The organism is Micromonospora sp. B11E3 (genome assembly GCF_039871625.1).
Taxonomy (GTDB): domain Bacteria; phylum Actinomycetota; class Actinomycetes; order Mycobacteriales; family Micromonosporaceae; genus Micromonospora.
Genome location: NZ_JBDPMC010000018.1, coordinates 1 through 20,554, shown reverse-complemented (window position 1 = coordinate 20,554; position 20,554 = coordinate 1). Strand labels below are relative to the sequence as shown.

Genomic DNA, 20,554 nt, shown 5'->3' with positions numbered 1-20,554 from the left:
TAGGAGAGGAACAGCTCGATGAACCGATACTTCACCGACGACGAGTACGCGTCGCGGCTGGCGGCCGTGCGCGCGGACCTGGCCGCGCGGAACATGGACGCGCTTCTCGTCACCGGACCCGAGAACATCACCTATCTCACCGGATACACGACGCCCGGCTATCACATCTTCCAGTGCGTGATCCTGCCGGCCGAGGGCGACATCACGTTCGTGGTCCGCAACACCGAACGCGTCAACGTGCCCGACCTGCCGTGGGTGGCCGAACCTGTTCCGATCGGGGTCGACGCCCTTTCCGACCCCATCCCGGTCCTGCTGTCGTCGATCAGGCGAGGAGGGCTCGCGAAGAAGCGGCTCGGCGTGGACCGGCGGAGCCTGTTCCTGCCTCCGCTGTACTACGACCAGTTGCGCGAGGAGATCGACCTGGTCGACGCATCCGGCCTCGTGGAACGGCACCGCGCCCGCAAGTCGACCGCGGAGATCGCGCTGATCCGGCGGGCCACCGAGCTCGCCGAAGAATCCATCCTCGCCGGGCTGGACAGTCTTCGTACGGCCAGGACCGACAGCGACGTCGCGGCCACCGTACTCGCCAGCCTCGCGCGCGGCGGAAGCGAGTACACCGGGTCGCCGGCCTACATCGTTCCGGGGGTGAGCTCCCTCGTGACCCACTCGACGCACGCCCAGCGGCCGGTGGGCGACCAGGAGCCGCTGCGCCTGGAGGTGTGCGCCTCGAAGGGCAGGTATCACGGAGTCCTGACCCGGACCGTGACGCGCGCGAAGCCGACGTCACAGCTCACGGACATGGTCGCGCTGTCGGTGGCCGCCGGAGAGGCGATGCGGGCCGCGGCCCGGCCGGGAGTGCCGATCGGGGACGTGGACAGGGCCGGCCGGTCCCTCGTGGAGGCCGAGGTTCCGGCCGCGTACTGGCCGAACCGCGGCGGCTACAGCATGGGCATCGCCTACCCGCCGGGCCTCGGCGAAGGCGACGTCCTCGACATTCGCGCAGGCGATCCGCGCCCCGTCGAGGTCGGCATGGTTTTCCACCTTCTGCCGACACTTCGGGTTCCGGGCCTGGGAGCCGTCGGCTGCACCGACATCCTCGCGGTGGAAGAGAATGAGACGAGATTCCTGAGCACGTTGCCTCGGGCTGTCCTCTCCGCAACGGAGTGATATATGAGATATTGGTGGAACTACTCGAATGGGGAGGGGCAGTGAGCGGCGACGATTCCTCGCTGAAGATCACACCGCTGGCGCGACACCAGAATCTGACAGCTCGTACGGCGGCGCTGCTCAGAGAGGCCATTGTCGACGGCACGCTCGCCCCCGGCATGTACCTCACCATCCCGCGCATCGCAAAACTCTGCGGGGTGAGCGCCACTCCGGTCCGCGAGGCACTCATCCATCTGACCGAGGCGGGCCTGGTCTCGATCCATCCCCAGGGCATCCGGATCGCGACGCCGTCGAAGCCGGCGTTGGCCGAGGCTTTCGAGGTACGCGAGTGCATCGAGGGGATGACCGCGAGGTTGGCGGCGTTGCGACGATCCGACGAACAGTCGGAGATCATCGTCAAGCTCGCGAGCCGCAGCCTCGAAGCGGCCGACCGCGGAGAGGCCAAGGAGTTCAGGACTCTCGACGCGCAGTTCCACCTCGCCATCGTCGACGCCGCCCGCTCGGGCCACCTCCAGCGATACGCCCGCAACGCGCTCGACCTGGCGCAGACCCTGCGCAACATCAGGCCCGCGCGGCAGGGCTTCAAAGCGGCCGCCGCGCACCTGCACGTCACGATCGCGGAGGCGATCGCCAACCAGGACCCCGAGGGCGCCGAGGGCGCGATGCGCAAGCACGTGCACGAAGTCCTCGAACACATCCTCGAAGAGAACGACCCGGGCGGTGAGTAGCATCCAGAACCTCGCCACGAACAGGTCGGTGATCGCCGGCCGCATCAACGGGCGCCCGGTCGGCGGCGGCAGTCGACCACTGCACGGCCCGACCGGGGACCTGGTCGCGCACCTCTCGCTCTCCGACGTCCCCGACGTCGACGCGGCGGTCCGAGCCGCCGTCGACGCGCAGCAGGCATGGCGACGTACCCCTCCGCCGCGGCGCGGCGAGATCCTCACCCGCGCCGCGGCGATCCTCGCCGAGCGCCGCACCGAATTCGCAGCGGCCATCACGCGTGAGGAGGGCAAGACCCTCCGGGAGGCGGGCGTGGAGGTCGATCGCGCCGTCGACTATCTCTCGTTCTTCGGGGCCGAAGGCTGGCGACTCGCCGGCCACGAGTTCGCCAACCTCGAACCGAACCTGCGAATCACGTCGCGGCGGGAGCCGCTCGGGGTGGTCGGCCTGATCACCCCGTGGAACTTCCCCCTGGCAATCCCCGCCTGGAAGCTCGGGCCGGCGCTGGTGGCGGGCAACTCCGTCGTGCTCAAACCCGCCCTCGAAGCGCCCGGGCCGAGCGTGCTCCTCGCCGAGCTCCTCGAATCAGCCGGACTGCCTCCGGGCGTACTCAACGTCCTGATCGGCGGGGGCGCCACGGTCGGCGCCGCCGTCGTCGCCCACCCGGGCATCCAGGCCGTCAGCTTCACCGGGTCCACGGAGATCGGCCGGCAGATCGCCGCGGTCGCGGGACAGCGCATGGCCCGCGTCCAACTGGAGCTGGGCGGATCGAACGCCACCGTCGTCCTGGACGACGCGGAGCCGGACGTCGCCGCCGAGCTGATCGCCCGGAGCGCATTCGGGCTGACCGGGCAGGCCTGCACCGCCACCAGCCGGGTCTACTGCACCCCGGGCATCGCGCCAGCACTGGTCGAGTCGCTGGCCGCCCGGGCCCGGGCGGTGCGGATCGGAGCCGGCACGGACCCGGCAACAGACATCGGCCCGCTCGTCAACCCGGCCGCCCACGCCCGGGTGGCGAAGATCGTCGAGACGGCCGTACGGGAAGGCGCGGTCCTGCACACGCCCAGGGAGGCTCCCCCGCCGTTCTTCGAACCCACGGTCCTCACCAACCTCGCGCCCGGCGCGCAGATCTTCGAGACGGAGGTGTTCGGCCCCGTTGTCGCGGTCGTCGAGGTCTCCTCGCTTGCCGAGGCCATCGCCTGCGTCAACGCCAGCCGGTACGGGCTCGTCGCCAGCATCCTGACCGACTCGCTGGCCGCGGCACAGACCTTCACCGACGAGGTCCGGGCAGGCACCGTCAAGGTGAACGAGGCGACAACCGGAAACCAGCCCAACGTGCCGTTCGGCGGCCTGAAGGATTCCTCCAACGCGGCGTTCAAGGAACAGGGATCGGCCGCCCTGGACTTCTACACCGTGTCCAAGTCGGTCTACCTCCGCTGGGCGAGCTGAGCGCCGCGCCCGCCGTGCGAGCGGGCCGAACCCGGGGGCGGGTCGACGCCCAACGCGAGAACCGGCGGCGGGACCGGCGAGGCCGGCCGGTCCTGCCGCCGGTTCTCGCGGCCCGCACACAGATGCCGTACTCCTCTGCGATTATTCCTTCGCGTTCTGTGTCCTACGTGGAGGGTGGTGGCGCGGCGGTGATGGGGCGTTCTCACGCGTTGTCCGGGGCGGTGGTGTGGCTTGGCGGTTGCGCGTTGGCGGCGAGCCTGGGGGCGCGGCCGGCGGTGGGAACGGTGGTGGTCGGCGCGGCGGTCACCGCTGGTGGGGCGCTGCTGCCGGACGTCGACCATCCGGGGTCGGTCATCGCCCGGTCGCTGGGTCCGGTGACCCGACTGATCGCCCGCGGCACGGCGGCGGGAGCGGCGGCGCTGCGGGCGGCTTCCTGTGCCTGCTGTACGGGCCGGGGCGGGCACCGGGCGGTCACGCACACGCTGGTGTTCGCGGTGGCCGCCGGCCTGGTGGTGTCGCTGCTGTGCTGGGTGGGCGGAGACGTCGCCGCGGCGGTCGTCGCGGGGCTGGCCGCGGCGCTGGCGATGCGTGGGGCGGTGCGCAGGCGCACCCGCGGGACGTGGGGGGCGGCGCTGACCGGCCTGGTGGTCGGGTTGATGGCCGCCGCGCTGCCCGGCCCGGGCGGCGGATGGTGGTGGGTTGGCCTGCCGCTGGGGCTGGGCTGTTTGGTGCACTCCCTCGGCGACGCGCTGACCTTCAGCCGGGTGCCGCTGTTGTGGCCGATCCGGATCCGGGGCTGTCGGTGGGCGGCGGTGGGTATGTGGGCGCCGCTGCGGTTCCGCACCGGGTCGGCGGCCGAGCTGCTGCTGGTCGTGCCCGTCCTGATACTGCTGGGCGTGATCAGCGCGTGGACCCTGGTCACCCCGTAGCCCCCACCGCCTCACCCCGTTACGCGGCGGGTGGGCGGCAGGCATCTCACGGACTCCTTTCGAGGCGATCATCGCCGCGATCCAGGTGTCCGAAGAGGCGGGTCAGGCTCATGCGCGGCGGCGCCGGCGTCGGCGAGGATGGGTGCGATCCGTGAAGCGCGAAGAAGGAGTCGACACGATGACGAAGTACCTGATCTCGTTCCCGAGTGGCGCCATGGTCGTTCCCGACGAGGATCTGCAGGCGGTTTCGGACGCGTCGCACGCTGTGGTGCAGGAGGCGAAGGACGCCGGCGTCTGGGTGTTCGGCGGTGGCATCGACGAAAGCGTTCCGCCGGTCATGGTGGACGGGGACGGGACCGTGACCGAGGGCACGTACCCGCAGACGCGGCAGCTCGAAGGCGGCTACGCGGTACTGGAGCTGCCGTCCCGCGAGGCGGCACTGGAGTGGGCCGCGAAGATCGCGGTCGCGTGCCGATGCGCGCAGGAGGTCCGCGCGTTCCAGTACGATCCCGCCAGCTGACGGGCCTCGACCTCGCTGGGAGTCGCATCAGGCCTCGGCCAGATCCCCTCCTCGCCCCAGCGCCGTCCATGTTCCGCAGACGACCTGGGGATGCCGCTGGGTTTGTTCAGACGCTTCACCGCCGCGGGCCCGGGACAAGCCGGAGCCCCGGCATCTTGTGGACGCCGGGGCTCCGGGCGCGGTGCGTCAGGCCCGGGATTCCTGACTCGGTCGACGAGGTGGTCCTGGTTTCCGGGCAGGCGCAGTTGGGCTTGTCGACACCTTCCACACCCCAGTCAGGGCCAGGACGACCGCCAGTGCCAAAGCCTGCTTCCGGCCGCTGACCTGCGAATTCAATGATCGTTCAGGGCGTCCGCGAGGTTCAGCCGCGGCTGGCGTACAGGTACACGGTGACCGCGTCGGGTGCGTCGAGGCCGAACAGGACCGACCGGCGCGTGCCGTCGGCGGTGGGTTGCTCCTCGACGATGCCTGAGACGGTCTTGGCGGTTTCGGGGTCCCACAGGTTGCCGCCGCCGACGTTGTGTTTCGCGTCGACCGCCCGGAACCCCGGTGTGGGAGCCGCTGTGAACTCTGCCTCGGCGATGAAGGCGTCGAGCGCGGTACGGGGTATGCGGAACTTCGCCGAGAGCAGGGTTTCCAGGCCGTTGCTGTAGGCGGCGGACAACAGCACGGTTCCGGGAGGCAGGGTCACGTGGGCGACGGCTTCCACCTGAGCGGCGCTGGCGACCTGCGGCCCGGACTGCACTGGGAGCGGATCTGGTTCGTCGTTGCCGAAGGCCAGCCCGGCCACACCGCACGCGACCAGCGACAGCACCAAGCTGATGCACGCAAGTACGAAGACGCTGCTGCTGCGCCGATTGCGGGTCGTCCGGGCAGCGGTCTCGATCATGGTCAACACAATATGGTGCGCAGGAAGGCGATGACCAGATCGTCGCCGCTCAGGCGTCTGTGGCGGCGAGCGGTGCGGCGCCGAAGGACACCGCGAACCGTTTGCACCAGATCGACACGCTGCGCAGCCCGTCCAGGTCCACTGACGCCGGGATGTCGTACGCCTGGTCGCCGAGGTTACCCTTGAGCCGGCCCAGTTCGAGCCAGCGGCCGTCGTCGAACACGCGCCAGCCCGCGCGGCCGGGCAGCACCTCCCGATCGGTGAGCCAGACCCGCAGGTCGGGGCCGTCGGACGTGTCCAGTCCGCGCAGGAGCAGCTGACGACGGCCGTCGGCGAGGCGGATCAACTGCGCCAGGCCGGTCGTGTCGTGCTCCTGGGTGATGAAGTCACCTTCGGCGAGGATCATGTCCGCGGGCTCCGTCGAGCCGGTGGGCTGCGGCGTCGTCGCGCCGGTGGGTTGGGGCTCCGTCGAGCCGGTCGGCTGCGACTCCGCCACCGTGGGCAGCGCCTCGCGTACCTCGCGGTCCGTCGCCAGCCGCCACGGCTGGAACAGGTACAGACCGACCCCGACTCCCGCGACGACCACGACGGCGAGAACGGACAACAGCCAACGTCTTCTGAGCATGTCGATGACGGTAAGCCCACCCGGCGCGGGAAGGTCTTTCCGTTTGCTTACGGCCGTCCCGCCGTCCGGTCGCGGGCGTCCGCAGCGGGCCGTCGATGGGTAGCGTTGCGCCCATGGGGCATCACGTGCTCGTCGTCGACGACGATCGAACGGTGAGCGATGTCGTCCGGCGTTACCTCGAGCAGGACGGCTGCCGGGTCCGGCTGTCCTTCGACGGGGCCGACGCGCTCGCCGCCGTCGCGGCCGAGCGACCCGACCTGGTCGTCCTCGACCTGATGATGCCGGGTCTCGACGGCATCGAGGTGTGTAGGCGGCTGCGTGCCCGGATGCCGGACCTGCCTGTGGTCATGCTGACCGCGCTCGGTGACGAGGCCGATCGGGTCGCGGGGCTCGAGGTCGGCGCGGACGACTACGTGACGAAGCCGTTCTCCCCGCGGGAGTTGGTGCTGCGTATCCGGTCCGTGCTGAGGCGCGCGGCACCGCGCGACGCGGGGGGCCCGGTGGTGCTGCGCGACGGCGACCTGACGGCGGACACTGAACGGCGGGTCGCCCGGCTCGGCGACGATCACCTGGCGCTGACCCTGCGGGAGTTCGACCTGCTCGCGTTCCTGCTGCGGAACCCCGGGCGGGCCTGGTCACGCGCCGAACTGCTGGACCGCGTGTGGGGCTGGCGGTTCGGCGACCAGTCCACCGTGACCGTCCATGTCAGGCGGCTGCGGGAGAAGATAGAGCAACGCCCCGCGGAGCCGCGGCGCATCGTCACCGTGTGGGGTGTCGGCTACCGGTACGAGCGACAGGGGCCGGACCGGTGAAGGATCTTCTGATCATCGGTCTCTACGCGTCGATCGCCGGAGGGGCCGTCGGTGCGCTCGGCGTCGGCGCGCTGCGTCTGATGCGCCACCGGTCGATCCTCGCCCATGTGGCGGTGCTGCTGGCCGTCACGGTCGTATCGGTGGCCGTGGGCGTCACGGCGGTCGCAGAGGCCATGTTCCTGTCCGCACACGACCTGCAGACCGTGCTCGTCACGGTTGCGGCGTCCGCGGCGGTCACCCTGGCCGTCGGGGTGGCGTTCGCGCGGCGGCTGGCGCAGGCGGCGGTGTGGGCCGACCAGGCCCGACAGCGGGAACGGCAGCTGGAGGCCGGCCGGCGCGAGTTGGTCGCCTGGGTCTCCCACGATCTGCGCACCCCGCTCGCGGGCCTGCGGGCGATGGCGGAAGCGCTCGAGGACAAGGTGGTCGACGATCCGGCGACGGTGGCCGAGTACCACCACCGGATTCGGGTCGAGACGGATCGGATGACCCGCCTGGTCGACGACCTGTTCGAGCTGTCGCGGATCAACGCCGGTGCGCTGCGGCCCGTGCTGTCCCCGGTGCCCCTCGGCGACATCGTCTCGGACGCGATCGCCGCCACCGCGCCGCTGGCCGCCGACCGGCGGGTGCGGGTACTCGCCCCGGAGACCGGCTGGCCGACCGTCCGGGCGGCCGAGGCTGAACTCGCCCGCGTCGTCACGAACCTGCTCGTCAACTCCGTGCGGTACACGCCGCCGGACGGCACGGTGCGGATCGACGCCGGCCGTGACGAGAAAGACGTGTGGCTTGCTGTTTCCGACACCTGCGGCGGGATTCCCGAGGCGGACCTGCCCCGGCTGTTCGACGTGGCGTTCCGCGGGGAACGGGCCCGCACCCCCGCGCCGGCCGGCGCCGACCGTGGCGGGCCTACCGGCGGCGGTCTGGGCCTGGCGATCGTGCGTGGTCTGGTCGAGGCGCACGGCGGGCGAGTGCACGTGCACAACGTCGCCAAAGGGTGCCGCTTCGTCGTCCGCCTCCCGGCGGCCCCGACGAGCTGACCACCCGCCTGTCCCACCCACGGTCCGGGACGATCCCACGAGCCCACGCCCAAGGAACCCGCCCCCCGGCCGGCGGTCGGGCGGCTCCGCTCCTCGGTTGACCTATGCTCGCGGTCATGGCCCTGGTGAGTGCGGACGGCGCGAGTCGCTGGTTCGGGTCGGCGGCCCAGTCCGCCGGCGACGCGCAGGTCTTCGTCTTCCCGCATGCCGGCGGCATCGCCGCGTCGTTCCTGGAGTGGGAGGCGATGGCCGAGCCGGAGCTGACGTTGCAGGTCGCGCTGATGCCGGCCCGGGGGACCCGGCTGCACGAGCCGCCCGTCGACGACGTCACGGAGCTGGTGGATCAGCTGACGACGGCGGTCGTCGAGCGGGCGTCGGGGCCGTTCCTGCTGTTCGGGCACAGCCTGGGCGCGCTGGTGGCGTTCGAGGTGACCCGGGAGCTGCGCCGCCGGGGCGCGCCCGATCCGCTGGCGCTGCTGGTCAGCGGGGCCGAGGCGCCGCAGACCCGGCTGATCAGGCAGCGCTGCCACGAACTCGACGACACCGGCCTGATCGAGGCGTTGCGCGACTTCGGGGCCACCCCGGCCGGCCTGCTGGCGGACCGGGAGATGCCGGAGTAGCCGTCGATCGTGCGCGCGAGGACCGGTCACGTTGCGTCCGCGAGCAGGAGGTCTTGCCACGATGCTGGCGGTCGAGGCAGAGCCGCCGCGATCTGGCACGACAACAGGACAGCAGCGCCCGCCACCCGATCACTGAGCGCCTACGATCGTCGACACCGGCCGGACGATTCGGAACTGCTTGTCATACGATGCCGGGAGTGTCGACAGGCCATCTTCGGATTCGACTGCTGATGCTCGCCGCGGGGGTCGGCTTTCTGGCTGTCGCGCTGACGATTCGCGCGGTGACCGCTGGCACGCTGAACAGCACAGGACGCCTGGAGCAGTACTCCGGGACTGCGCTTTACGCATCGATGTCGTACGTCGGTGTGCTGTTCCTGTGGCCGCGCCGCTCGCCGCTGGCGACCGCCGGGATCGCATGGGCGTGGTGCTGGGCGATGGAATGCTTCCAGCTCACCGGTATCCCGGGCGAACTGTCCACCCGGAGCCTGCTGGCCCGACTGGTACTCGGCGTGCAGTTCGACCGCACCGATCTTCTGTGGTATCCAGCCGGCATCGTCCCGCTCGTTCTGTTGCACTGGCTGGTACGGCGATCAGCGCGACAGGTACCTTCCGGTGCGCCGGAAGCTCGGGTCAGTCGCGGAGGCGTTCGAGCCCGTCGAGGAGCAGGTCGAGGGTGAACTCGAACTCGACCTGGCTGTGTCGCACCAGCCAAGTGTGATGCTCTCGACGCTGTGGGCCTCGGTGGTGACCATGACCGTCAGGTGGGGCAGGGCGTCGGCCATCGCTGCCAGGTCTGCCTCCGCCGTGTCGACCTGCGTGCTTCCACCGGCCGACGCCGGGCTGAAGATCTCCTGGACGAACCCGAGCGGCATGCTGCCGAACGCGTGCAGCGCCCGGTGTGCGAGGCGGTACGAGAACCCGGCGCCGACGAGGGTGCCGACCAGCGCGTTCATCCGATACCTCGCGCCGGACGCACAGGTCGTCGCTGACGCCCTCGTCTATCCCGCAACGATCGGCGAGTTCTGGATGATCGGCTTTCTGCTGATCCGCGGTGTACGCCACCGCGCACTGGACCACACGCCGCCGAACACGCGCACGCCGGCATCGGCCGCAACGTGACTGCCGCCCAGGCTGGGCCGTGCCCGCCCGCACCACCATGCGTCGCGGCGGTCGGGTTCGACCGAAACGTCCTCGTCGAGATCGGGTACGCGGGAGGTTCCACGTACCTGTCGTGATGATGTGCCCCGAGTTCACGCCAGCCCAGGCGCGGGATGGATCGGGCGTGGACCGCGGACTAGGGGGCCATCCTCAGCGGTTTGACGGGTGGCTGGTAGTTCTCGACCGCCGCCGGGTCGTCGGTCGACTGCTGCACCAGCATCTGCAACGTACCGATCAGATGGTCCTGGACCGCGTCGCTGGCGCCAGCCGGATTGCGGGCCATGATATTGGTATAGATCTTTTCGTGGACGGCCAGGATGTCCGCGAGGGTGCGGGTCTTCGTCGTCGACAGGCCCAGCGCGTGCATCTGGGAGCGAGTGTTCGCCACGACCTGGACGACCCGTTCGTTGCCCGCCGCCCGAACGATCGCCTCGTGGAACACCAGGTCGTGCCTTTGAAAGAGCCCTTCGTCGCCCGCGTCACACGCCTTCCGCATACCGTCGAACGCCTTCTTGAGGGCGGCGCGATCGCGATCGCTCATCTCAGTCGCCGCCCGATAGGCCGACGGTGCCTCGAGCAGCAGCCGTAGCGAGTAGATCTCCTCGATGTCCTTGACCGAGAGTTCGAGGATTCGTACGCCACGACTGCGCTCGAACCTGACCATGCCGTTGGCCGCGAACTGCAACAGCGCCTCGCGTACCGGTGTGCGCGACACCCCCAGTTGACTCGCGATCTCCACCACGGAGTACAACGAACCAGGTGCCAGTTCCCCGGAGATGATCGCAGCCCGGATCTGCTCGAAGACCCGTTCGGTCAGTGAGGCGTCCTCGGACAGTGGCTTCACGCCCGCCCACCCTTTCCGCCGGCACGGCGTGCAACAGCCTTGCGGCCCGTTGTCCGCAGGTATGTCGCCGGTCCCATCGTTCCCCGCTTTCTCGCCCGGAGCCTACAAGAATGAAAGGTCAGCGCCCTGGCTAGGGGGCAGGACCGTTGTCGCGTAGAGCCGTCGCCAGCCACGTTCCGGCAGCGGAGGGGGAGTGAAACCGGCCAGGCGCCGCTGGACCTCCGCCTCGTCCACCAGAAGGTCGAGTCGTCGTGCTGGAATGTCGAGTCGGATGAGGTCGCCGTTTCGGACGGCGGCGAGCGGTCCGCCGGCGGCGGCCTCGGGGTCGCAGTGCAGGACAACCGTCCCGTACGAGGTGCCGCTCATCCTCGCGTCGGAGATCCTGACCATGTCGCGTACTCCGTTGCGCGCCAGTTTGGCCGGGATCGGCAGTGCCCCGGCCTCCGGCATTCCAGCGGCGATCGGTCCGGCGAAGCGCAGCACGAGAATGTGGTCGGGAGTGATGTCGAGGTCGGGGTCGTCGAGGATCGAGGCGATGTCCTGGTCGGCGTTGACGACGAAGGCCGGACCGGTGTGCTGCATCAGGGACGGGCTCGCCGCCGAGGTTTTGATCACTGCGCCGTTCGGGGCGAGTGATCCGGTCAGTACCGCCAGAGCGCCGGGCGGCCCGAGGGGGTCGTCGAGCGGTCGGATGACGTGCTGCCAGTCGGCACGGGGGTTGGTCTCGGTGAGCAGGTCGGCCAGGGAATGTCCGCTGACCCCGACCGTCGACGTCTCCAGGTGTGGTTCCAGCTCTTTGAGCAGGGCGGGGAGCCCACCGGAGCGGTGGAAGTCCTCCATGTAGTTCGCACCCGACGGCTTGCAGTCGACCAGCAGCGGTACCTTGGCGCCGATGGTGTCGAAGTCGGCGAGGGACAGGTCCACCCCGGCCCGGCGGGCCACGGCGATCATGTGTACCAGGACGTTGGTGGAGCCGCCGAGCGCGGCGAGAACCTTTACGGCGTTCTCGAACGCGTCCCTGGTGAGGACCTGTCGCGGCGCGGGTGTCCCCTGGCGGGCCAGTTCGACGGCGCGTCGTCCGGTGGCGACCCCGTGACGAAGCCGCTCGCCGGTCGACGCCCCCGGGCTGGCTCCACCGGGCAGCATCATGCCGAGCGTTTCCGCCATGCAGGCCATCGTGGAGGCCGTGCCCATGACGGCACAGGTGCCAGCTGTCGTGACCAGCTCGCTTCGCGCCTCGGTCACGTCCGCGGACGTCAGGTTTCCCGCCCGGTGCTCTCCCCACATCCGGCGGCAGTCGGTGCAGGCGCCCATCCGCTGCCCGCGCCAGCTGCCCGTCATCATCGGTCCGACCACTTCGAGCATGACCGGCTTGTCCGACGACGCGGCGGCCATGAGCTGGGCCGGGACGGTCTTGTCGCAGCCGCCGAGCAGTACGGCGGCGTCCATCGGCAGAGCGCGGATCATCTCCTCGGTGTCCATCGCCATCAGGTTCCGGAACAGCATGGAGGTGGGGGACGTGAGGATCTCGCCGAGGGAGATGGTGGGGAAGTCCATCGGGAGACCGCCGGCCTCGAGGATCCCCCGCCGTACGGCCGCCAGCAGGGCCGGCATGTCCCGGTGGCAGGTGTTGTAGTCGGAGGTGGTCACCGCGATCCCGACCACGGGCCGGTCGAGGTCGATGTCGTCGTACCCGCGGGAAGCCAGGAACGCTCGCCGCAGGAACCGACTGAAACCGTCGTCTCCGTAGGCGGTCCGGCTGCGGTCGACCGCAGAGGTGAACTCTTCGTTGGGCATGACAAGGTCGCCTTACTTGAAATGATGACGGGGGAATCCAGCTGATCGTGTTGTTCAGCGGATCAGTGGCAGGGCAAGGGGGCGCATCGGCGCGCCGGTGGCGCCGCGGATTTTCAGGCAGGCGCCGACGAAGGCGAACTCGTAGATGGACTCCGCGGCGAGGTGCTCACAGTCGACGATCTCCATGATGGGCACACCGGCCTCACCGAGCAGGTAGGTGTGGACCACCTGCCAGTTCTCCGGGTCGTTGGCTGGCATCTGTTCGAGAGCGGAGTTGTCGCCGCCGATCACTGCTGCCCCGGCGAGGGCGAGGAACCGCGCGCCGTCGAGGTTCAGCCCAGGGCTGTTGTCGATGTAGCGTCGTGGATCGGGCCACTGGGTCATTCGCCCGGTACGAACCAGTGCGATGTCCCCGGGCATGAAGGTGGTCCGCTGTCGTTTCAGTGCGTTACGTAGGTCATCGGCGCCAATACCGTAGTTGTCCGGCAGCATGTCGACACCGTGCAGCGCGGCCACGTCGAAGAGCACGCCGCGACCGATGATCGGGGGGATCCTGTCGGCTCCGCATCTGGTCCAGTGCCGGGAACTCAGGTGCTGCGCGGCGGAGAATCCGTTCCAGATCTCGCCGTTGTAGCCGAAGTGGTTGAGCGTGTCGATATGCGTCCCGGTGTGGGTGTACATCGACACGGCGTCGCCGGAGTAGGAGATCAGTTCGTTCTGGGCCTGGCCGACGCCGGTCAGGTCGTCGAGAACCGTGCCGGCGGGGGTGTGGGTCATCCACTGCTGGAAGGGCGGGTCACCGGCCTTGATCCAGGAGGGCATGCCCACGAACATGTCCACCGACAGGTCGATCGCGGCGCCGCCGTCGGCACGCCGCATGACCTCGCGGGCGGATTCGGCCGACAACAGGTTGAGCATCCCGATCTCGTCGTCGGCGCCGAAGGGACTCCTGGTCACCTTCCGGAACTCGGCGGCGTAGGCCGCGATCTTCTGCCGGGTCGCCTCGGTGATGAATCCAGGTCCGCACACGGCCGCCCTCCTTCTCTGGTGTCTTCGTCTGGCTTCAGTCGAGGTCCGCGTCCCGCTCGGCCCGGACCGGGCGGGTGATCTCGGTGTACCGGTCCGGTCTGCGTCCGGCGAAGATCTCAAGTTCGTACTCGCCGGGGACGATCACCAGCTTCTTGTTACGGGCCTGGGCGAGCTCCACCTCGGCGCCGAAAAGTCCTTCGTCCGTGCCGGCGTCGATCAGAACCTTTCCGGCCGGCGAGACCACCTGACTCCGGCCGTGGAAGGGAGTGCCGTTCTCCTCGTCGGCGCGGTCGGCGACGGCGAGGTAGACGAGGTTCTCCAGGGCCCGGACCCGGGTGACGTGGTCGGAGAGCATATCCGCGTTCCGCGGCCAGTTGGTCGGCGCCGCGATGATGTCCGCGCCTTGCAGGGCGAGCACCCGAGCCGCCTCGGGGAAGCGCAGGTCGAAGCAGATCATCGTGCCGATCTTTCCGGCCGGAGTCTCCACCACGGGCGGGGTGTCGCCGCGACCGGGCGTCACGAACCGGTCGGCGCCGAGGTACGGCAGGTGCTGCTTGCGGTAGATCCCGAGCACCCCGTGCGGGCCCAGCGTCACCGCCGAGTTGTACAGCAGGGTGCCGTCGGTTTCGAGGAAGCCGACCACGGCGATGGTCGATGCTTCCCGGCATGCCTGGACGAGGTGCCCGATCCGGGGATCGCCGATGCCGATGGCGGCACGCCGGGCCTCCTCCGGCGAGTCGAACATGTATCCGCTGAGTGTGCACTCCGGGAACACCACCAGGTGGTCGCCCTCCGCGCCGGCGCGTCTGATGGTTGCGGCCGTACGTTCGACGTTCGCATCCGGGTTTCCCCTAGCTGATGGCAGTTGGGCGACCGCGACCCTCACCGTTTCCTTCGTCCCGGACATTTCCAGCACTCACCGCCTCTGCTCCGACCGCCGTCACCGGCACGCTGCATGCAGCATGCCAATCGCGGAAGTCGCCCGTCAAGCCCTTGACATGCTGCATGCAGCATGTCAGCCTCATCCCCAGCTTAGAGCTGTTCCCGCAGCTCACCCTCATAATCGGCGGTACAGCCCGTGTGTCAACGCAGCGATGTGTTGGCCATTGGACAACGGGTCGGAGATCTCCACGCAGGCGGTGGATGCATCCGAGGGGGACCCCGACGGCATCCGGCGCCTCGGGCCCCGCCGACCGGCCGGGCCGTCCGGCAACCCGCTGACCCTACGAGCCAAAGGAACTGATCATGGGGAACGCCGTCATGATCACCGGCGCGAGCGGTGGCATCGGTGCCGCCGTGGCACGTGCCGTCGCCGCCGCGGGCGGCGCCGTTCTGCTGGTCGACCACCGAGCGGAGGCGATCGAACGGCTGGCGGCGCAGCTGCGCTCCGAGGGGCGGCAGGCGTTGGCCCACGTAGCCGACGTCACCGAGGAGGACGCGGTCCACGACACCGTCGGCGCGGCGCTCGACACCTGGGGCAGGATCGACGGCCTGGTCAACTGTGCCGCCACGATGATCTCCACGCCGCTCACCGAGACCACGCTCGCGGATTGGACGCGGGTGCTCACCGTGAACGCGACCGGCACCTTCCTCACCTGCAAACACGTCGTCCGAGCCATGGTCGGTCAAGGGCTGGGCGGCTCCATCGTCAACCTCTCGTCGATCTCGGGGAGAGTCGGCCTGCCCAATCAGCCGGCGTACTGCGCCTCAAAGGGGGCGGTGCTCCAACTGACCCGCCAGATCGCCGCCGACTACGCCGGCCACAACATCCGCTGCAACGTCGTGAGCCCAGGCTCGGTCCGTACGGACCAGCTGCGGACGTACCTTGCGGCACAACCCGATCCGATCGCTGCCGAACGGCAGCTCGTCGACTCCCATCCGCTGCACCGGATCGCGGACGTCTCCGAGGTCGCCGAAGTGATCGTGTTCCTGCTCGACTCCAGGTCGAGCTTCATCACCGGTGCCGACATTCCGGTCGATGGCGGCTACACCGCCGTATGACCACCCGCGCCCTGGTCTGACAGAAAGGACATGCGGGATGTCCCTCGACGTAAGTGAACCTGAACAGCAATCCAGGCAGATCCCTGCGTCACGGGTACGGCTGCCCCGGGGACCGTTCACGCCGGTGTGGGTGATGACCGCCCTGCTCTTCGCGGCCAGCCCGCTGATCGCGCCGGGCAGCCTCTCCGGTTCCGCGCTGAACTCGATGTTTCCCTTCGCGGCGGTCCTGGCGGTCGCCGCGCTCGGGCAGGCCTTCGTCGTCAGTCAGGGCGGCATCGACCTCTCGGTGCCCGGCGCCATGGCCCTGGCCGCGGTGTTCGCCACCAAGGTGCCGGAGCTCGCCGGCATCCCGGTCCCGGTCGCGGCCGCCCTCGGGCTCCTCGTGGGCGCGGCCGGTGGACTCGTCACCGGCATCGCCGTGGTGCGGTTCGGGATCGCGGCGTTCGTGGTGACCCTGGCCATGAACGCGATCCTCATCGGCGTGGTCCTGCAGGTGTCCGGAGGATTCCCCGGTTCGGCGGATGCGAGTCTCAGCGGCTTCGCGACCGGCTCGGTGTGGGCGGTGCCAAACCTCCTGATCATCGCGGTGGTACTGGTCGCGGCCACCCAGTGGCTGCGCCGCCGGTCGGTGCTGGGTCGCCGGTTCATGGCAGCGGGTGCCAACTCCGCAGCCGCGCGACTGCTGGGTATCCGGACAGGGGCGTACCAGGTCTCCGCCTATGCCGCAGCCGGGGCTCTGTACGCCGCGGCCGGGCTGCTTCTCGCGGGTTACCTGCGTACGCCCGACATCCTGCTCGGCAACACCTACCAGCTCTCGTCCATCGCCGCCGTGGTCCTCGGCGGGAGCGTACTGACCGGCGGCATGAGCAACGCCCTGGCCACCGGCGTCGCCGCGCTGTTCCTGACCCAGCTCAACCAGGTCGTCCTGGCCGCCGGTGCCACCACGTCGATCCAGTTGCTCGTCCAGGCGGTCGTACTCGCGGTGGCCGTCGTCCTGCGTCGACTTCCACTGACCGGGGTCCTACGCCGGCTCGGCGTGCCCAGGGCCCGGTGAACCCTTCCACCCCAGATAGCCCCGTTTCTTCCCCCCCCATAGCCCCCGAACTGGAGGAACAGTGATCGACAAACAACGCCGCGCGCCGGCGGCCGGAGCGGTGGTGATCACGGCGATGCTCGCCGTCACCGGCTGCGCCGCCAAGAAGAACGACTCGCCGAACGCCGCGAACGTCGAGGCCGTCTACAGCGACCAGACCCGGGTCGGCGAGGTCAACCAGCTGAAGTCGATCCAGGAGTTCTGCGGCAGCAAGCCGTTGAAGGTTGCGCTGGCCGACGGGACGGGTGACAACGCCTGGCGCAAGACGGCGCGGGCGGAGTTCGAGGATGAGGCACGCAAGTGTTCGAACCTCACCGTCATGCCGTACTCCGACGCTCAGAACAACCCGCAGAAGGCGATCAGCGACATCAAGGCCCTCGTCGCCCAGGGCGCCGATGCCATCGTCGTCTTCCCCGACGCCGGGGAGGCGCTGCTGCCCACCCTGCGGGAGGCTTTCAAAGCCGGTGTCGCCATCGTCCCGTGGACCGCCAACCCGGGCGGTACCCCCGGCAAGGACTACACCACCTTCGTCGGCCACAACACCATCAACGACGGTCATACCTGGGCGCGGTGGACCTGCGAGCACCTGGGCGACGCCGGCGGAAACGTGCTGTTCCTCGGCGGTACGCCTGGCAACACCCAGAGCACCACCGAGATCAAGGGTGTGGAGGAGGAGTTCGCCGCCAACCCCGCCTGCCGGAATGCCAAGTTGCTGAACGAGCCGGGCAAGCCGATCGACACGAACTGGAACCCTGCGCAGACCCAGCGGGTCGTCGCCGGCCTCCTGACCAAATACCCGAAGATCGACGCGATCATCTCGGACTCCGGTGACGGGTCCCTCGGCGGCCTCCGTGCCTTTGAGGCGGCCAACCGGAAGCTGCCCCTCTGGACGGCCAACGACCTCAACGGCTTCGCCTGCGAGTGGAAGAAGCGTAGTGCGCAACAGCCGGACTACAACATCGTGACTGTCTCCAGCCGGACCTGGATCGTCCGACTCGCCCTGCGCAAGGCGGTCGCGGCGAAGCAGGGGATCACCGACGACGAGCCCGAAATCATCAACATCCCGATCTACGAGGACAGCTTCGACAAGGCCAAGCAGCCCAAGTGCGACCCGGCCCTGCCCAGCAACGCCATCCTCTCCGCGGAGCTTGGCCCCGAACAGCTCAAGAGCATCTACAACTGACCCATGCTTGGCCGTTGGCCGGCACGCCGGCCAACGGCCAAGCATCCGAAGGGACACCAACCATGGCTGGATCCAACGCCCGCCTCGTGATGCGTGGTGTGACAAAACGCTTCCCTGGCGTCCTTGCCCTCGACCGGGTCGACTTCGAGGTCCACGCAGGCGAGATCCACGCGCTCGTCGGTGGCAACGGCGCGGGGAAATCCACCCTGATGGCGATCGCATCCGGAGCGCTCAAGCCGGACACCGGCAGCGTCGAGATCGGCGGGCGGCCGATAGCCGAAGTCTCGCCGACCGCCGCGCGTAGGCAGGGCTTGGCGATCGCCTTCCAGCATCCAGCGCTGCTGGCCGACCTGACGGTGACCGAGAACCTCATGCTGTCGGTCCCGGAGACGAAGCGGCCCAGGTTCGCGGAGGCCACCCGGTGGGCGAGGGACAAGCTGGCGGCGATGGGAATGCCGATCGACCCCACCTCGTCGGTCCGCACCCTGACTCTCGCCGAGAAACAGGCGGTCGAGATCTGCGGCGCGCTCGCCTGCGACCCGGAGGTCGTCATCTTCGACGAACCCACCGAACCGTTCATGGCCGCCGAGACCAACCGACTGTTCGATGGCATCCGTGGGCTTGCGGCCCGTGGTGTCGCGGTCGTGTACATCAGCCACCGGCTGCCCGACGTGTTCGCGCTGGCCGACCGCATCACCGTGCTGCGGGACGGCCAGATCCGCGGCACATTCAACCGGTCCGACGTCAGCGAGCAGGAAATCATCACCCGAGTCGCCGGACGCGAGGTCACGGCGCTGTTCCCCGACCGCGCCGACCAGCTGGGTGAACCCGTACTCCGGGTACGGGACCTGACGTCCGACCGGTTCGCCGGTGTGAGCGTGGACGTGGCGCGGCACGAGATCGTGGGCCTGGCCGGCGTCGAGGGCAATGGCCAACGGGAGTTCATCAGGGCCCTCGGCGGCGCGACGCGCAGCAGCGGCCAGGTAACGGTGGGCGATCGCCCGGTCGACGTGTCGAGCCCACGCCGTGCCCGCGCGTCGGGCATCGTGCTCATGCCCCAGGAACGCCACATCGAAGGGGTGGCCACCATCCACTCCGTCCGGGAGAACCTGGCCGTCGCCGCGACCCACCGGACGTCCCGCGCCGGTGTCATCGCCCCGCAGTCCGAGGAGCGGATCGTCCGACGGGAGATCGCAGACCTGGGCGTGCGGCTCGCCTCGCCTGACGTGGCGGTCGAGACGCTGTCCGGCGGTAACCAGCAGAAGGTGGTCCTGGGCCGGTCGCTGCTCTCCGACCCCAAGGTCCTGCTCTGCGACGAGCCCACCCAGGGCATCGACGTAGGTGTCCGCTCCGACATCTACCACCGGCTCCGGCAGACCGCCGCCGAGGGAGTACCCGTCGTGGTGCTCAGCTCGGACAACGTGGAACTCGCCGGTCTGTGCGACCGGGTCCTGGTCTTCCGCGCCGGCCGGGTCGTGGCCGAGCTCGTCGGTGACGACATATCCGACGACGCCATCACGGCGGCGTCGCTGACCGGTACGGTCACGAAACACGTGGAGCAGGCCACGTCCGGCCGGGCCCGGGGGAGCCGGTGGCGCCGGTTTCTCAGCAGCGAGCAGGGGCCGAGCGTCTTTCTCCTCGCGGCCGTGCTCGCCCTCGGGCTCGTCGGCGCCACGCAGAACGAACGGTTTCTCTCCAGCTTCAACATCGGCAGCATGCTGGAGCTGCTCGCGCCCCTCCTTTTCCTGTCCGCCGGGCAGTTGATCGTGATGTTGACCGGCGGGATCGACCTCTCCGTCGGTCCGCTCAGCGGCGCCCTCGTCGTGGTGGCGTCGTTCTACGTCAGCGACGACTATGCGGTCGTCTGGTGGATTCTGGGGGTCGGACTGATGACCCTGCTCGCCGTCGCCGTCGGCGGGGCGAACGGAATACTCGTCCGGTTCGCGGCGGCCGCCCCCGTGGTGGCGACGCTGGTGACGTACATGGCGCTGCAGGGGCTGTCCCTGGTCATGCGCGACGTACCCGGCGGCTCGATCGCCGACTCGGTTACCGCGCTGCTGAAAGCAGGGATCGGCCCGGTCCCCTGGCCGGTGCTCGCGGGCGTGGTACTCCTGCTCGGCCTTGAACTCGCGTCGCGGCGGACCATGCCGGGCCTGTACCTGCGGGGCGCCGGTTCGAACGAGCACGCCGCACACAAGCTGGGCATCCCGGTGGGCCGCGTCCAGGTACTGGCCTACGTCGCCAGTTCGGTATGCACACTGTTCGGCGCGTTCCTGCTCGCGGCCCAGATCGGGGTCGGCGACCCGACCGCCGGGACGTCCTACACGCTCGCCAGCATCACCGCGGTCGTACTCGGCGGCGCCTCCATTTTCGGCGGGCGCGGCAGCTTCATCGGTGTTCTCTGCGGAGTCCTGCTGCTTCAGGTGACACAGAACGTCGCCGTATTCGCCGGCCTCTCCCAGGCGTGGCAGTACTGGCTCCCCGGCCTGATGGCGCTCGCGGCGACCGGGCTGTTCGCCCAGGCTCAGCGCCGGAGTCGCGCCTAGGCCGTGTTTCGTCGATCTTGGGTGAGGTCGCGTAGCCAGATCTTCATCGTGGCGATGTCGACGGTGGCCTGGTACATGTAGTCGCGCTTGTCGTACCTGGTCGCGACCGCCCGGAACTGCTTGAGCTTGTTGAAC

General features: G+C 69.4%; 20 protein-coding genes. 14 read left to right on the top strand and 6 right to left on the bottom strand.

From position 1 onward, the window contains the following. Positions 1–18 precede the first annotated feature (18 nt). The 5 genes from ABGB16_RS12270 (at position 19) to ABGB16_RS12250 (ending at position 4,788) form a co-directional block, all read left to right on the top strand. Entirely contained in the window at positions 19–1,167 is a 1,149-nt protein-coding gene (locus ABGB16_RS12270) for a Xaa-Pro peptidase family protein (protein ID WP_347668132.1), read from the top strand. 41 nt (positions 1,168–1,208) lie between these two features. Further along, positions 1,209–1,895, top strand: coding sequence for a GntR family transcriptional regulator (locus ABGB16_RS12265; protein WP_347668131.1), 687 nt, complete (start codon positions 1,209–1,211; stop codon positions 1,893–1,895). Beyond that, positions 1,888–3,339, top strand: coding sequence for an aldehyde dehydrogenase family protein (locus tag ABGB16_RS12260; protein WP_347668130.1), 1,452 nt, complete (start codon positions 1,888–1,890; stop codon positions 3,337–3,339). The genes ABGB16_RS12265 and ABGB16_RS12260 overlap by 8 nt, the downstream gene beginning before the upstream one ends. 191 nt (positions 3,340–3,530) lie before the next feature. After that, a complete protein-coding gene (locus ABGB16_RS12255) occupies positions 3,531–4,268 on the top strand; it encodes a metal-dependent hydrolase (RefSeq protein ID WP_347668205.1) in 738 nt (245 codons plus the stop codon). Positions 4,269–4,446: 178 nt separating this feature from the next. Next, positions 4,447–4,788 carry a YciI family protein gene (locus ABGB16_RS12250; protein WP_347668129.1) on the top strand — a complete coding sequence of 114 codons (342 nt, stop codon included), beginning with the start codon at positions 4,447–4,449 and terminating at the stop codon, positions 4,786–4,788. Positions 4,789–5,149: 361 nt separating this feature from the next. On the opposite strand, the gene ABGB16_RS12245 is transcribed toward ABGB16_RS12250, so the two are convergent. Beyond that, on the bottom strand, positions 5,150–5,683 hold the full coding sequence (locus ABGB16_RS12245) for a hypothetical protein (protein ID WP_347668128.1): 534 nt from the start codon (positions 5,681–5,683) through the stop codon (positions 5,150–5,152). A 43-nt stretch (positions 5,684–5,726) separates the two neighbouring features. Continuing rightward, on the bottom strand, positions 5,727–6,302 hold the full coding sequence (locus ABGB16_RS12240; protein WP_347668127.1) for a DM13 domain-containing protein: 576 nt from the start codon (positions 6,300–6,302) through the stop codon (positions 5,727–5,729). 113 nt (positions 6,303–6,415) lie between these two features. Here ABGB16_RS12240 and ABGB16_RS12235 point away from each other — a divergent pair, with 113 nt between their 5' ends. The 5 genes from ABGB16_RS12235 (at position 6,416) to ABGB16_RS12215 (ending at position 9,887) form a co-directional block, all read left to right on the top strand. Then, on the top strand, positions 6,416–7,114 hold the full coding sequence (locus ABGB16_RS12235; RefSeq protein WP_347668126.1) for a response regulator transcription factor: 699 nt from the start codon (positions 6,416–6,418) through the stop codon (positions 7,112–7,114). Then, positions 7,111–8,148, top strand: coding sequence for an ATP-binding protein (locus tag ABGB16_RS12230; RefSeq protein ID WP_347668125.1), 1,038 nt, complete (start codon positions 7,111–7,113; stop codon positions 8,146–8,148). The genes ABGB16_RS12235 and ABGB16_RS12230 overlap by 4 nt, the downstream gene beginning before the upstream one ends. Positions 8,149–8,264: 116 nt before the next feature. Continuing rightward, entirely contained in the window at positions 8,265–8,768 is a 504-nt protein-coding gene (locus ABGB16_RS12225; protein ID WP_347668124.1) for a thioesterase domain-containing protein, read from the top strand. 197 nt (positions 8,769–8,965) lie between these two features. Next, complete coding sequence (locus ABGB16_RS12220; RefSeq protein WP_347668123.1) at positions 8,966–9,445, top strand: DUF2809 domain-containing protein; 480 nt, start codon at positions 8,966–8,968, stop codon at positions 9,443–9,445. After that, entirely contained in the window at positions 9,381–9,887 is a 507-nt protein-coding gene (locus tag ABGB16_RS12215; RefSeq protein WP_347668122.1) for a hypothetical protein, read from the top strand. The genes ABGB16_RS12220 and ABGB16_RS12215 overlap by 65 nt, the downstream gene beginning before the upstream one ends. Positions 9,888–10,062: 175 nt before the next feature. On the opposite strand, the gene ABGB16_RS12210 is transcribed toward ABGB16_RS12215, so the two are convergent. From ABGB16_RS12210 to ABGB16_RS12195, 4 genes are all read right to left on the bottom strand, one after another. Continuing rightward, positions 10,063–10,770, bottom strand: a complete 708-nt coding sequence (locus tag ABGB16_RS12210) for a GntR family transcriptional regulator (RefSeq protein WP_347668121.1) — start codon at positions 10,768–10,770, stop codon at positions 10,063–10,065. Positions 10,771–10,872: 102 nt separating this feature from the next. Next, positions 10,873–12,567 (bottom strand): dihydroxy-acid dehydratase, encoded by a 1,695-nt coding sequence (locus ABGB16_RS12205; protein ID WP_347668120.1) that lies wholly within the window; start codon positions 12,565–12,567, stop codon positions 10,873–10,875. A gap of 54 nt (positions 12,568–12,621) precedes the next feature. Then, complete coding sequence (locus ABGB16_RS12200; protein WP_347668119.1) at positions 12,622–13,485, bottom strand: cyclase family protein; 864 nt, start codon at positions 13,483–13,485, stop codon at positions 12,622–12,624. Between the two features lie 145 nt (positions 13,486–13,630). Continuing rightward, entirely contained in the window at positions 13,631–14,482 is an 852-nt protein-coding gene (locus ABGB16_RS12195) for a carbon-nitrogen hydrolase family protein (protein WP_347668118.1), read from the bottom strand. Between the two features lie 359 nt (positions 14,483–14,841). Between ABGB16_RS12195 and ABGB16_RS12190 the strand changes: the two genes are divergently transcribed. The 4 genes from ABGB16_RS12190 to ABGB16_RS12175 all read left to right on the top strand — a co-directional run bounded on the left by ABGB16_RS12190 (position 14,842) and on the right by ABGB16_RS12175 (position 20,419). Further along, complete coding sequence (locus ABGB16_RS12190; protein ID WP_347668117.1) at positions 14,842–15,597, top strand: SDR family oxidoreductase; 756 nt, start codon at positions 14,842–14,844, stop codon at positions 15,595–15,597. A gap of 133 nt (positions 15,598–15,730) precedes the next feature. Further along, a complete protein-coding gene (locus ABGB16_RS12185; protein ID WP_347668116.1) occupies positions 15,731–16,651 on the top strand; it encodes an ABC transporter permease in 921 nt (306 codons plus the stop codon). A 61-nt stretch (positions 16,652–16,712) separates the two neighbouring features. Further along, complete coding sequence (locus ABGB16_RS12180) at positions 16,713–17,873, top strand: substrate-binding domain-containing protein (protein WP_347668115.1); 1,161 nt, start codon at positions 16,713–16,715, stop codon at positions 17,871–17,873. Between the two features lie 62 nt (positions 17,874–17,935). Next, entirely contained in the window at positions 17,936–20,419 is a 2,484-nt protein-coding gene (locus tag ABGB16_RS12175) for an ATP-binding cassette domain-containing protein (RefSeq protein WP_347668114.1), read from the top strand. Positions 20,420–20,554 lie beyond the last annotated feature (135 nt).

Bases quoted from the DNA above. Each gene is read 5' to 3' on its own strand.
- ABGB16_RS12225 (WP_347668124.1), top strand. From the start codon at position 8,265: ATGGCCCTGGTGAGTGCGGACGGCGCGAGTCGCTGGTTCGGGTCGGCG.
- ABGB16_RS12200 (WP_347668119.1), bottom strand. From the start codon at position 13,485: ATGCTCAACCTGTTGTCGGCCGAATCCGCCCGCGAGGTCATGCGGCGT.
- ABGB16_RS12235 (WP_347668126.1), top strand. From the start codon at position 6,416: ATGGGGCATCACGTGCTCGTCGTCGACGACGATCGAACGGTGAGCGAT.
- ABGB16_RS12175 (WP_347668114.1), top strand. From the start codon at position 17,936: ATGGCTGGATCCAACGCCCGCCTCGTGATGCGTGGTGTGACAAAACGC.
- ABGB16_RS12255 (WP_347668205.1), top strand. From the start codon at position 3,531: ATGGGGCGTTCTCACGCGTTGTCCGGGGCGGTGGTGTGGCTTGGCGGT.
- ABGB16_RS12205 (WP_347668120.1), bottom strand. From the start codon at position 12,567: ATGCCCAACGAAGAGTTCACCTCTGCGGTCGACCGCAGCCGGACCGCC.
- ABGB16_RS12185 (WP_347668116.1), top strand. From the start codon at position 15,731: ATGACCGCCCTGCTCTTCGCGGCCAGCCCGCTGATCGCGCCGGGCAGC.
- ABGB16_RS12240 (WP_347668127.1), bottom strand. From the start codon at position 6,302: ATGCTCAGAAGACGTTGGCTGTTGTCCGTTCTCGCCGTCGTGGTCGTC.
- ABGB16_RS12270 (WP_347668132.1), top strand. From the start codon at position 19: ATGAACCGATACTTCACCGACGACGAGTACGCGTCGCGGCTGGCGGCC.
- ABGB16_RS12250 (WP_347668129.1), top strand. From the start codon at position 4,447: ATGACGAAGTACCTGATCTCGTTCCCGAGTGGCGCCATGGTCGTTCCC.
- ABGB16_RS12190 (WP_347668117.1), top strand. From the start codon at position 14,842: ATGGGGAACGCCGTCATGATCACCGGCGCGAGCGGTGGCATCGGTGCC.